We start from the raw sequence: 12,217 nt of genomic DNA on the forward strand, positions 1-12,217 counted from the left end.
GGCGACCCGACACTGCTGTGAGCCCTGGCTGAAATACCAGTGCTGACGCTGGCGGCCATGACCACGGATCAGGCAGTTGTGTCCGGCTATCTCGTATGGCGTGGCGGGTTCGCCATGGCGGGCAAGATAGGCGGGGGAGGCGACCAGCAGGGAGTGATTGGTGAGCAAATGGCGGGCATGCAGGCTGCTGTCGGCCGGGCGACCAATACGGATCGCCACATCCACATTCTCGGCATCCAGATCCACCAGGCGGTTATCGAGCTCGACTTCGAGACGCACCCGGGGGTAGCGAGCCAGAAACTCGGGCAGCAGCGGCGAGAGGCAAGCCGCGCCGAAACTCTCGAATACCGAGACTCGCAGCGCCCCGCTGGGCACTTCGTGCAAAGGCTGGAGGGATTGCACCAGCTGATCGGCCTCCTCCAGCAGTCGCACCGAGCGCGCCAGGAAATACTCCCCCTGTTCGGTCAGCTGCAGCTGGCGGGTGCTGCGCTTGAACAGGGGAACCCCAAGCTGGGCTTCCAGGCTGTCTATGGAACGGGTTACCGAGGAGGGGGCCAGATTGAGGGCCCGGGCAGCGCGGGAGAAGCTGCCTGATTCAACCACCTGGGCCAGGATACGGACACGATCCAGCACTGTGACTCCTTTGCGGTAAACGCAAAACTGTTGCGGTTTGTAGCTGTATTCTATTTGCCAGTGAGTGGATGGACAATGCCGTTGTCGCCCAACATCGGGCATCTCTCACAGGAGCATCACAATGCCAGACCGTATCAAGTTGGCCAGCCAGGCCCCCGCCGCCATCCAAGCCATGATGGGCCTCGAATCCTATCTCGGCAGCACGGACATTCCCCTCAGCCTCAAGGAGCTCATCAAGCTGCGCGCCTCCATGATCAATGGTTGCGCCTATTGCATCCAGATGCATGCCGAGGTGGCGATGAAGATGCAAGAGAGCCCCCAGCGTCTGCTGGCGCTGGCGGCCTGGCGCGAGTCTCCGCGCTTCGATGCGCGTGAGCGCGCCGTCCTGGCGCTGACCGATGAGGTGACCCTGATTGCCGGGCAGGGCGTCACCGAACACACCTATCGACAAGCACAGCAACTGCTTGGGGATGCCCTGCTGGCCCAGTGTCTGATGCAGATCATCACCATCAATGCCTGGAACCGGGTCGCGGTTGCCACCCAGATGGAACATGACTGCCGTTAATCCAGGCCCCACTCCAGGTGCCAGAGTGTGCCTGGGGTAGGGCATATTGATATGGCGCAGCCGCAATAACATGCATCACAATGAAATGTTTATTGCGAGCTAATGTTTCCATTATGTTTTTATTTGTTTGTTTTTGGTTAAATAATCCTAAGTGGACACACTCCCCTGGATGATATTCATGGCAAGAGTGGTCTGGAAATATAATTAATCCGACTTTGGAGATGAGCGGATTGCCCGTCTGCTGCGGTCTCCCTGCATTTATATCGATTCCGGGGTTTGCTCATTAACCCCACTCTTCACAGTGTCAACTGTTCAGGTATTGTTCATTTTGCTTGGCGATGACTTTTTTAGGCTTCGTATGGGGTACTTATTTGTTCGGATCAGCTTCGCGATTAGTTAATGAGACGCTGACATATGGTTTCCAAAAAGTAACCATTTGCTTCGATTAATTTTTCATGTTGTTCACATGGGTGTGTCTTGCTCAAAATAATGCGTTTTATTTATAGCTTTACGTCTTGCAAGATAGATAAAGGAAGTAGCATGAGACCTTTGGAATATAAGAAGGGCTTGGGGGTTTTGCTATTAATTGCCGTCACTGGTTTGTTGAGTGGTTGCGATATGGCATTAATGAATCCCAAGGGCCAAGTTGGCCTGGAAGAAAAGTCACTGATATTAACAGCATTGTATTTGATGTTAATTGTGGTTATTCCAGTCATCGTCATGGCAGTGGTATTTGCCCGCAAATATCGCGCTTCCAATACCAGTGCCACTTATGCACCGGATTGGGCCCACTCTACCAAGATAGAAGTTGTCGTCTGGACGGTTCCCGTCATCATCATCGCCATCCTGGCAGTGATCACCTGGAAAACCTCGCACGAGCTCGATCCATACAAACCTTTGGTATCTGACGTCAAACCTGTTCAGGTTGATGTGATCTCATTGGATTGGAAATGGTTGTTCGTGTATCCGGAATTGGGCATAGCCTCTGTCAATGAATTGGCTTTCCCGGCCAATACGCCGGTCAATTTCCGTATCACCTCAGATTCGGTCATGAACTCCTTCTTTATTCCTAGCCTGGGCGGTCAGATTTACGCCATGGCTGGCATGCAGACCAAGTTGCACCTTATCGCCAACGAGGCCGGTCAATACGACGGTATCTCCAGCAGCTATAGCGGCGCCGGTTTCTCTGGCATGAAGTTCAAGGCGATCGCCACGTCGGATCAGGCCGGTTTCGATGCCTGGGTCGCCAAGGTGAAACAGTCGTCCAAGCCGCTCATGACCATGGGTGAGTTTGATGTGCTCGCCAAACCCAGCCAATACCATCCGGTAGAGTATTTCTCCAGTGCCGACCCGGCCCTGTTCACCAAGGTGATCAATAAGTTCATGGGTCATGGCATGAAGATGAAAGCAGGCGAAAAAATGGATATGAGTCATGGCCAGAGCATGGATCACAGTGCACACCAGCAACATGCTGAGCACCAGGATCATGCCGGTCAGATGAATATGCCGATGGCTAGCCAGTCAGTACAAGCGGTATCCGGGGAATAATAGATGTTTGGAAAATTAACACTCGAAGCCATCCCTTACCATGAGCCCATTATCGTGGTCACGGTTGCCTGCATATTGCTCGGCGGGATGGCCCTTGCCGGGCTGATAACCTATTACGGCAAGTGGCAATATTTGTGGCAGGAGTGGTTCACCTCGGTGGATCACAAAAAACTGGGGATCATGTATCTCATTCTGGGCATGGTCATGTTGCTGCGCGGCTTCGCCGATGCGGTGATGATGCGTACCCAGCAGGTGATGGCGTCGGCCGGGGGCGAGGGCATACTGCCACCCCATCACTACGACCAGATCTTCACCGCCCATGGCGTCATCATGATCTTCTTCGTGGCCATGCCGCTGGTGATCGGTCTGATGAACATTGTGGTGCCACTGCAGATCGGCGCCCGTGATGTGGCCTTCCCCTTCCTCAACAACCTGAGCTTCTGGTTCACCGCCGCGGCCGTGGTGCTGATCAACATCTCCCTCGGGGTCGGTGAATTCGCACAGACCGGCTGGTTGGCCTATCCGCCGCTCTCCGGCAAGGAGTACAGCCCGGGGGTCGGGGTCGACTACTGGATCTGGAGTCTGCAGATTTCGGGATTGGGCACCTTGCTGACCGGGGTCAACTTCTTCGCGACCATCATCAGGATGCGGGCACCTGGCATGACCATGATGCGTCTGCCGGTGTTCACCTGGACCGCCCTGTGCGCCAACATCCTGATCATCGCCTCCTTCCCGATCCTGACCGTCACCATCGCCCTGCTCACCGCAGACCGTTACCTGGGTACCCATTTCTTTACCAATGACATGGGTGGCAACATGATGATGTACATCAACCTGATCTGGGCCTGGGGTCACCCCGAGGTCTATATCCTGGTGTTGCCGGTGTTCGGTATCTTCTCGGAAGTGGTGGCGACCTTCAGCAAGAAGAAGCTGTTTGGTTATACCTCTCTGGTGTGGGCGACCATCGCCATTACCGTGCTCTCCTTCGTGGTCTGGCTGCACCACTTCTTCACCATGGGGTCTGGCGCCAACGTCAACGCCTTCTTCGGCATCTCCACCATGATCATCTCGATCCCGACCGGGGTTAAGATCTTCAACTGGCTGTTCACCATGTACCGGGGCCGCATCGCGTTCACCTCGCCCATGTTGTGGACCGTCGGCTTCATCATCACCTTCACCATTGGGGGGATGACCGGGGTGCTGCTGTCGGTGCCGGCCGCCAACTTCGTGTTGCATAACAGCCTGTTCCTGATCGCGCACTTCCACAACGTCATCATCGGTGGCGTGGTGTTCGGCTGCTTCGCCGGCATCACCTACTGGTTCCCGAAGGCGTTCGGCTTCACCCTGGACGAAACCTGGGGCAAGCGCTCCTTCTGGTTCTGGATCACCGGCTTCTTCGTGGCCTTTATGCCGCTCTACGTGCTGGGCTTCATGGGCATGACCCGTCGGGTCAGCCAGCAGATAGATCCCGCCTTCCATGGCTGGCTGGTGGTGGCCGCTTGCGGCGCTGGCCTGATTGCCATCGGCGTCTTGTGTCAGGTGATTCAAGTGGTGGTCAGTATTCGTGACCGCGAGAAGAACCGCGATCTGACTGGCGATCCCTGGGGTGGCCGTACCCTGGAGTGGGCAACCTCTTCACCGCCTCCCTTCTACAACTTCGCCATCGAGCCGAAGATCGCTGGCTTGGACGCGTTCTGGGAAGCCAAGCAGGACGGCACTGCCTACCAGCAGCCCCAGCGTTATGCCCCGATCCACATGCCCAAAAACTCGGGCGCGGGCGTCATCATTGCCGCCTTCAGTGTGGTGTTTGGTTTCGCCATGATCTGGGACATCTGGTGGATGGCCATCGCCGGCTTCGTCGGCATGATAGCCACCTGGATCATTCACAGCTTCAACGATGATGTGGACTACTACGTGCAGGTCGACGAGATCGAACGCATCGAAGGTCAGCATCATGACAACATCAGCAAGGTGGCATGAGAACCGATATGGCTACTGATATTCTGCAACACAATCATCATCAGGGTGCCCATGACGGGCACCATGATGCCGGCGCCACCAAGGTGTTCGGCTTCTGGATCTACCTGATGAGTGACTGCATCCTGTTTGCCACTCTGTTTGCAACCTACGCGGTGCTGGTCAATGGCACCGCCGGGGGCCCGAGCGGCAAAGACATCTTCGAACTGCCGTTCGTGTTTGGCGAGACCATGCTACTGCTGTTTAGCAGCATCACCTTCGGATTTGGCATGCTGGCCATGAACCAGAACCGGGTCGGCACGGTCAAGGCCTGGCTGATGGTCACCTTCTTGCTGGGTGCCGGCTTCATCGCCATGGAGATCTACGAGTTCCATCACCTGATCGCCGAAGGCTTCGGCCCGCAGCGCAGCGGTTTCCTCTCCGCCTTCTTCACCCTGGTCGGTACCCACGGTATCCACGTCACCAGTGGTCTTATCTGGATCATCGTCATGATGGTGCTGATATCCAAGAAGGGGCTGACCGAGCGTAACCGTACCCGTCTGATGTGCCTGAGCCTGTTCTGGCACTTCCTGGACGTGGTCTGGATCTGTGTGTTTACCGTGGTCTATCTGATGGGGGCAATGTAATGAGTCATGCTGTTGACAATCACGGCGCCAGCCACGGCAGCGCCAAGACGTACCTGATAGGCTTCCTGCTGTCGGTAATACTGACGGCCATCCCGTTCTGGATGGTGATGGATGGCACGGCCTCCCATCACCTCATCCTAGGCACTGTGGTCGCCACTGCCGTCATCCAGATCTTCGTGCATCTGGCTTACTTCCTGCACATGAACACCTCCTCCGAGGAGCGTTGGAACCTGGTCGCCCTGGTGTTCACCGTGCTCATCATCGCCATCGTGGTGGGGGGATCCTTGTGGATCATGTACAACCTCAACATCAACATGATGCCAAGTTGAGTGGTGTGATGATGAAGCAATACCTGCAAGTGACCAAGCCGGGCATCATCTTCGGTAACCTCATCTCGGTTATCGGTGGTTTCCTGCTGGCATCCAAGGGGAGCCTGGATCTTCCCTTGTTCATCATGACCATGGTGGGGGTCTCCCTGGTGGTTGCCTCCGGCTGTGTGTTCAACAACTACATCGACAGGGACATCGACTGCATCATGGAGCGGACCAAGAACCGCGCCCTGGTGAGGGGACTCATTGCCCCGGGTGTCTCGCTCTGGTACGCGAGCGCCCTTGGCATTGCTGGTGTGGCGCTGCTGTACTGGGTAGCCAATCCGTTGGCGGCTCTGTTGGCGGTGCTCGGCTTCATTGTCTATGTGGGGGTCTACAGCCTCTATATGAAGCGACACTCTGTCTATGGCACCCTGATTGGCAGCCTGTCTGGCGCCGCGCCCCCGGTCATCGGTTATTGCGCTGTGACCAACCAGTTTGACTCGGGCGCCTTGATCCTGCTGGCTATCTTCAGCCTGTGGCAGATGCCGCACTCCTATGCGATTGCCATCTTCCGCTTCAAGGATTATCAGGCGGCAGGCATCCCGGTGTTGCCGGTGGTGAAGGGTATCTCTGTGGCCAAGCACCACATTACCCTCTACATCCTGGCCTTCATGGTACCGACCCTGATGCTGTTCCTCGGCGGCTACGCCGGTTACAAATATCTGATCGTGGCCACGGCCGTCAGTGTCTGGTGGCTGGGCATGGCGCTGTCGGGTTACAAGCAGGCGGTCGATGACTCCCTGTGGGCCCGCAAGCTGTTCATGTTCTCCATCGTGACCATTACCTGCCTGAGCGTGATGATGTCGGTGGACTTCCAGCCCGATGCGGTGCCCGTCTTGGTGAGCATGCTCCCTTGAACCTTGAGGTCGCCCTCAGAGTCGAGATCGGCTGGTTCATCTTGCCCTGAAAATGAGTAGAATCCAGAGCCGGGAACTTTCCCGGCTCTGTTGTTATATGGGGATCCCAAGGGCCAGGTCTGTTTTCTCCCACGCGATGGCGCCCGCGCCCTCCCGCGAATTTGTTACCCATGACCCCCCGTCCTCGACCACACACCTTTGATCACACTGAGGCCGTCATGCATGATTTCAAGATGACCCGGGGTGAACTGCGCGCCACCTGGGCTCTCGGTTCCCTCTTCTCCCTGCGGATGCTCGGCATGTTTATGGTACTGCCGGTGCTGACTACCTACGGTATGTCCCTGGCCGGTGCCACAGAGACGCTCATCGGCATCGCCATCGGTATCTACGGCCTGACCCAGGCCCTGCTGCAAATCCCCTGCGGCCTGCTCTCTGATCGCATCGGTCGCAAGCCGCTCATCGTCGGCGGCCTCTTGATGTTTGCCCTGGGCAGCGTGATTGCCGCGCTGACCCACTCCATCTGGGGCGTTATCCTCGGCCGCGCCCTGCAAGGCAGCGGCGCCATCTCCGCCGCCGTCATGGCCCTGCTCTCGGATCTGACCCGCGAGCAGAATCGCACCAAGGCGATGGCCTTCATCGGCATCAGCTTTGGCATCACCTTCGCCATCGCCATGGTGACGGGGCCGCTCATCACCCATGCCCTTGGCCTTTCCGGCCTGTTCTGGCTGATAGCCTTGCTGGCCTTTGGCGGCATCGCCATCACCCTCTGGTGGGTGCCTGCGCCCAAGGCGCACCTGCTCAACCGCGAGTCCAGCCTGGTCAAGGGTGGGCTCAAGAGAGTGCTCACCAACCCGCGGCTGCTCAAGCTCAACGTCGGCATCCTCTGCGTGCACACCCTGCTGATGTCGAGCTTCGTGGCGCTGCCGCCCTTGCTCGAACAGGCGGGGCTGCCCCGTGACCAGCAGTGGAAGGCATTCCTGTGCACCATGCTCATCGCGTTTGTGAGCGTGGTGCCCTTCATCATCTATGCCGAGAAGCGCAGGCAGATGAAGCGGGTATTCCAGATCTGCGTGCTGCTGATGCTGGGGGCGGAAGTAGTGCTCTGGCAGTCGGGTCTGCAACTGTGGGGCATACTGGCCGGCTTGCAGCTGTTCTTCATCGGTTTCAACCTGATGGAAGCACTGCTGCCGTCGCTGATTAGCAAGGAGTCGCCCCCGGGATACAAGGGCACTGCCATGGGGGTCTACTCCACCAGCCAGTTCCTCGGGGTGGCCATCGGCGGCAGCCTGGGAGGCTTGCTTTACAGCCAGGGGGGCGCCGCCTTGGTGTTTGGCAGCTGCACTGTGCTGGCTCTGCTCTGGTTTGGCCTGAGCCTCACCATGAAAGAGCCCCCCTATGTCAGCAGCTTGCGCATCGTGCTGCCTGACGGTGTGGAGGCGACACCGGCGCTGGAGCAGAAGGTGCGCGACCGGGAGGGGGTGAAGGATGTGCTGCTGGCCAGCGCCGAGCGCTCCCTCTACGTCAAAGTGGACTCACGGTGCATCAAGCGCAGCGATCTGGAGCAGCTGGTCGCCAGCTGAGGGCCTGGGGCGGGCAGCGAACAGCCCCCATGGCTATGCTGAGATCCTCAACAAGGAGGCTGTTATGTCATATGTCGATGGATTCGTGATTGCCGTGCCCACGGCCAACAAGCAGGCCATGATTGACCATGCCAAGCACTTTGATCCCTTCTTCCTCGAGTACGGTGCGACCCGGGTGCTGGAGTGCTGGGGGGACGATGTGCCCCGCGGCAAGCAGACCGATTTTTACCGCGCCGTGGCGGCCAAGGAGGATGAAACTGTGGTCTTCTCCTGGGTTGAGTGGCCGAGCAAGGCCATCCGGGATGACGCCATGGCCAAGATGATGGCGGATCCCAGAATGGACCCGAGCAACCCGGCCAATCAGGCGATGCCGTTTGATGGCGCCCGCATGATCTTCGGAGGGTTCAGTGCGGTGCTTGAGTTAAAGGCCTGATCTGCCTTCCCCACAAAAGAGAGGCCCGCCTGATGGTGGGCCTCTCTTTTGTGGGGACTTGGCAGGGGCATGATGTCGTCATCAGGCCCGCCCAGGCGGGCGTCTGCTGCGCACCAAATCAGAGGGAGTACCAGCATCGCCTCTGACGCCATGACACTCAGGCTGGATTTGGCAGGGAGTGCAGGTCATCAGAGCAGGCCAGCGCCCAAAACAAGACACCGGCACGAGGCCGGTGTCTTGGGATAACGACATTGAGCCCCTGATCAGGGCGCCGTGGCACGATGTGCCTTAGGCGTAGAAAGCCTCGACGGTGCCTTTGATGGTGATCAGCATGGGGTTGCCATAGCGATCCTTGGCCTTGGGGGAGGGGATCTTCACCCAACCTTCGCTGATGCAGTACTCCTCGACATTGGTGCGTACCTTGCCATTGAGGCGGATGCCAATCTCGTGTTCGAAGCACTCGGCCACATGGTGCGGGCTGCGCGGGTTGGCGGCAAGGTGGTCGGGCAGTGCTGGTTTGGTGTCGCTCATCTCTATAGACCTGAGGTTGGTAAAAAGTGCGTCATTGTAGGCAATGCCCGCCGTGGGCTCAAGGCTGGGCTGCGTCCCGTGTTGACTACTGGATATGCCGTTCGGATTAAGGGGCTGGCTTTAGTCGTCCCAATCAGCGAAGCGAACGATTTGAACTAGTTGTCAGGGCTTTACGTTATTTTCCTTAAGCCGTGAATGTTCTTCAAGCTCAGCGTGGATGAAGGCAGCAATCATGGCGCGATAAACGCTCTCCACCACTTGTGGATTGGCGCCTTGTTCTTGTGCAAGGGAGATGACTTTGGCGATGACCTGCTCCACCCGGTTGGGGGCTTTCACTTCCTCTGCCGTCTTCTTAAAGGACGCGGCTTGTGCGACAAAGGCGCCGCGCCTTGCAAGCAATGCCACGATTTCACTATCTATCTTGTCGATATGCTCGCGGACTTCATTCAGTGAGCTACAGCTGACTTCCATATGTGAGGCACTCCGGATTGATTTTGACTCTGATGCCGCCATCACGCGTTTGCCCCATGCATTGCTGCCTGGCCATGCTGCGCTGCATGGTCACTTGCAAGACGCCCATACATGGCTGAATCGGAGACAATGCCGTTCACTTCCCAACGCTGCCTTAGCAGGCCTTCCTGGGAAAATCCGAGTTTCTCTAATGCTTTCCCTGACGACTGGTTGTCTGGGTCGATCTCTGCTTCGATTCGTCTCAGCCCCAATACATTGAAGCCGTACTGGATCAAGGCCTCCCCTGCCTCATTGATATAACCCTTGCCCCAGCAAGCGCGACTCAGGCCAAAGCCGATCTCGGCGCGCCTGGATGCGCTGTCATAGCTAAACAGCATACATTTTCCAGCCAGTTCACCCGTCGACTTCAGATACATGCCGAGGATGATGGCTTCTTGACGTTGCATCGCATCGCCGCTCTGTTCAATGAAGTCCAGGGCGTCTTCAATGGAAGTCCACGGCGCCGTATTCCAGTAACGCATGACTTCAGGATCAGAAAATATCTCTAACAGGCTCTCTGCATCATCGGCCGTCAAGGCTCTGATGGTTAGCCGCTCGGTTTCAATGACTGGGGAAAATAACTCTTTCGACACGCATCCTCCATTCTTATGTCTAAAGCCCGTCCAAGGGGCTGGCAACGCATAACACTAAACTCAAACACAACAGCCATAACCACCTCGGCTCATTGGGACTGGAAACGCCACGCACGGGCAGTCCCTCTGAGGCGCTTGTTATGCCTTTGCCCATTCACTGCGCAGAATAGCCAAGACGACCGTATCCCACCATTGCTCTTTAAAAAAACGATGTTCACGAAAATACCCTTCTTGCCTCATTCCCAACGTGTTACAAAGCTTTATCGCTGCCAAGTTTTTGCTTATGGTTTCGGCATAGATACGATGTACACCCAGTTCATTAAAGCCAAAGTCCGCTAGTTCTCTAACCGCTTCCTCTATCAAGCCTTGATCTTGAGATTTTCGTTCAATACCACAGCCCATTGATGCTTGATTATCAGGCTCAAGACGCAGACAAACGGTACCGATAAACTCACCCGTCAATTTACTTTCTATTGCCAACTGATAAGACTTACGCGGAATTTCATTTGTTTGTTCTACAAACAGCTTTGTTAATTTACGATTCTTATCAGAATCACAATCTGACTCACTGTAAAAACGCTGATATTTATTATCTTGGGACATGGCCACAAAAGCATCTTCATCACTGAGTATCATATCACGCAGGATCAAATGCTCGGTTTCTAATATGAACATAGGCGCTCTTTCCTCATCATAAGGTATAACGCCGCGTTAAGGGGCGACTACGCTAAACCGCCCAAGCGCAGCCATTGTGCCGTAAACACTAAAACTAATTCAAACGAAAAACCCCAAGCGTTAGGAGTCCCTCTTGAACGCTTTGTTATGTGTTAACTCAGCGCACTATTATTTCATGCCTGCACTGACTGTGGCACGAACGGGAATACCCGTTGGATCAAAATTCTCTAAGCAAAATACATTAACGCCAAAATAATCTGGCGTAACACGTTTTCGATGAAATGGATAAATACCACAAACACGACAAAAATAGTGCTGTGCGGTGTTTGTATGGAATTGATATGTTGTTAATGACTCCATACCAGACAAAACTCTCATAGAGGTTTCATGAACTTTAACCATTAAAGCGTTTTTACGGGCACAAATAGAGCAATCACAAGTAGTTAATTCAGGGAGATCGGTATCGATCTCGAATTGAACCGCGCCACAGTGACATGACCCACTAAAAGTTTTTACTTTGCTCATGCTGACTTCCTTGTTCGATATCAAAACACATAACGCCGCGTTAAGGGGTGAATGCCGCCTAAACCAGCTTTCCGCAAACCACTTTCACCACAAAAATCACCGCATACCAAAAATGCTACGCGACATGAATCCCACTTGGACGCCTTGTTATGTGCGCAGCTCATCGATGAACACCCTAGCCTTTTTCGGGCTAGTTACTCTAACGAACTTTATGTGACTATACCTCGGGTCATTAAGTAACTCTTTGTAACGAATACGATTTGTTTTATACGTTTTCAATGTCCAGAGAATAATCGAATCTTTGCTAAGAAACGACTTTTTGAATGACTCAACATTACCCGATTTACCCCAAAGTTCCTGTTTAGTCACAATACGAGTTAACGCTCGTTTCACAGCTTGGAATAGCGTCCTTGAAAAGGAATAGTCCACCCAAATGATGGTGTCAGCCCTAGCCCATTTGATTTCGGCTGTCCGGTTATAGTTACCATCAAGCACCCATTGTTCGCCACTTAGACTCTCAGTTAGATTTGAGAAGAACTCTTCATCTGTAGACTCTTGCCAATTTGGCTTCCAAAATATCGCATCCATTTCCAAATATGGGTATTTAAGCTTGCTAGCAAGTTGGCGACTGAAAGTACTTTTACCACTACCACTTGTACCTATTACATTAATTCTTTTCATCACCAAACCTGATTTCTTTCCCTAGCACATAACGTCGCCATAAACGGTGCAATAGCGGAGCAACGCTTGCGCATAAAATGGCGAAGCCATGCGCAAGTGATGCGGAGTCTAT

15 protein-coding genes are annotated in these 12,217 nt (G+C 55.0%); 8 read left to right on the forward strand and 7 right to left on the reverse strand.

Annotation, left to right across the window (positions count from 1 at the left end; translation table 11 throughout):
- The coding region (locus tag G113_RS14475) for a LysR family transcriptional regulator (protein WP_005905461.1) at positions 1–633 on the reverse strand (633 nt) is incomplete at its 3' end.
- Between the two features lie 121 nt (positions 634–754).
- Between G113_RS14475 and G113_RS14480 the strand changes: the two genes are divergently transcribed.
- From G113_RS14480 to G113_RS14515, 8 genes are all read left to right on the forward strand, one after another.
- A complete protein-coding gene (locus G113_RS14480; RefSeq protein WP_005905463.1) occupies positions 755–1,198 on the forward strand; it encodes a carboxymuconolactone decarboxylase family protein in 444 nt (147 codons plus the stop codon).
- 540 nt (positions 1,199–1,738) lie between these two features.
- Positions 1,739–2,746, forward strand: coding sequence for a cytochrome o ubiquinol oxidase subunit II (gene cyoA, locus G113_RS14485; RefSeq protein ID WP_083940394.1), 1,008 nt, complete (start codon positions 1,739–1,741; stop codon positions 2,744–2,746).
- Between the two features lie 3 nt (positions 2,747–2,749).
- Positions 2,750–4,726 carry a cytochrome o ubiquinol oxidase subunit I gene (cyoB, locus tag G113_RS14490; RefSeq protein WP_005905467.1) on the forward strand — a complete coding sequence of 659 codons (1,977 nt, stop codon included), beginning with the start codon at positions 2,750–2,752 and terminating at the stop codon, positions 4,724–4,726.
- 8 nt (positions 4,727–4,734) lie between these two features.
- Positions 4,735–5,349 carry a cytochrome o ubiquinol oxidase subunit III gene (locus G113_RS14495; RefSeq protein WP_005905469.1) on the forward strand — a complete coding sequence of 205 codons (615 nt, stop codon included), beginning with the start codon at positions 4,735–4,737 and terminating at the stop codon, positions 5,347–5,349.
- Entirely contained in the window at positions 5,349–5,678 is a 330-nt protein-coding gene (locus G113_RS14500; protein WP_005905471.1) for a cytochrome o ubiquinol oxidase subunit IV, read from the forward strand. Before G113_RS14495 ends, G113_RS14500 begins: the two co-directional genes overlap by 1 nt.
- A gap of 5 nt (positions 5,679–5,683) precedes the next feature.
- Positions 5,684–6,577: a heme o synthase gene (gene cyoE, locus G113_RS14505; RefSeq protein WP_005905474.1), complete on the forward strand. Its 894-nt coding sequence runs from the start codon at positions 5,684–5,686 to the stop codon at positions 6,575–6,577.
- 218 nt (positions 6,578–6,795) lie between these two features.
- Entirely contained in the window at positions 6,796–8,157 is a 1,362-nt protein-coding gene (locus G113_RS14510) for an MFS transporter (protein ID WP_005905475.1), read from the forward strand.
- 64 nt (positions 8,158–8,221) lie between these two features.
- Entirely contained in the window at positions 8,222–8,590 is a 369-nt protein-coding gene (locus tag G113_RS14515; protein ID WP_005905477.1) for a DUF1428 domain-containing protein, read from the forward strand.
- Between the two features lie 288 nt (positions 8,591–8,878).
- Here the strand turns inward: G113_RS14515 and G113_RS14520 are convergent, their stop codons facing one another.
- From G113_RS14520 to G113_RS14540, 6 genes are all read right to left on the reverse strand, one after another.
- Positions 8,879–9,121 (reverse strand): DUF3297 family protein, encoded by a 243-nt coding sequence (locus G113_RS14520; protein WP_005905479.1) that lies wholly within the window; start codon positions 9,119–9,121, stop codon positions 8,879–8,881.
- 162 nt (positions 9,122–9,283) lie between these two features.
- Entirely contained in the window at positions 9,284–9,592 is a 309-nt protein-coding gene (locus G113_RS14525) for a chorismate mutase (RefSeq protein ID WP_005905481.1), read from the reverse strand.
- Between the two features lie 41 nt (positions 9,593–9,633).
- Positions 9,634–10,224 carry a GNAT family N-acetyltransferase gene (locus G113_RS14530; protein WP_005905483.1) on the reverse strand — a complete coding sequence of 197 codons (591 nt, stop codon included), beginning with the start codon at positions 10,222–10,224 and terminating at the stop codon, positions 9,634–9,636.
- A gap of 138 nt (positions 10,225–10,362) precedes the next feature.
- Complete coding sequence (locus G113_RS14535) at positions 10,363–10,899, reverse strand: GNAT family N-acetyltransferase (protein ID WP_005905485.1); 537 nt, start codon at positions 10,897–10,899, stop codon at positions 10,363–10,365.
- Between the two features lie 168 nt (positions 10,900–11,067).
- Positions 11,068–11,424, reverse strand: coding sequence for a GFA family protein (locus tag G113_RS20650; protein WP_005905487.1), 357 nt, complete (start codon positions 11,422–11,424; stop codon positions 11,068–11,070).
- A gap of 147 nt (positions 11,425–11,571) precedes the next feature.
- The gene (locus tag G113_RS14540) at positions 11,572–12,105 is read right to left on the reverse strand and encodes a shikimate kinase (RefSeq protein WP_236611782.1); all 534 of its coding nucleotides are present in this window, start codon (positions 12,103–12,105) and stop codon (positions 11,572–11,574) included.
- Between the last annotated feature and the right edge of the window lie 112 nt (positions 12,106–12,217).

This window comes from Aeromonas molluscorum 848 (assembly GCF_000388115.1).
Lineage (GTDB): Bacteria > Pseudomonadota > Gammaproteobacteria > Enterobacterales > Aeromonadaceae > Aeromonas > Aeromonas molluscorum.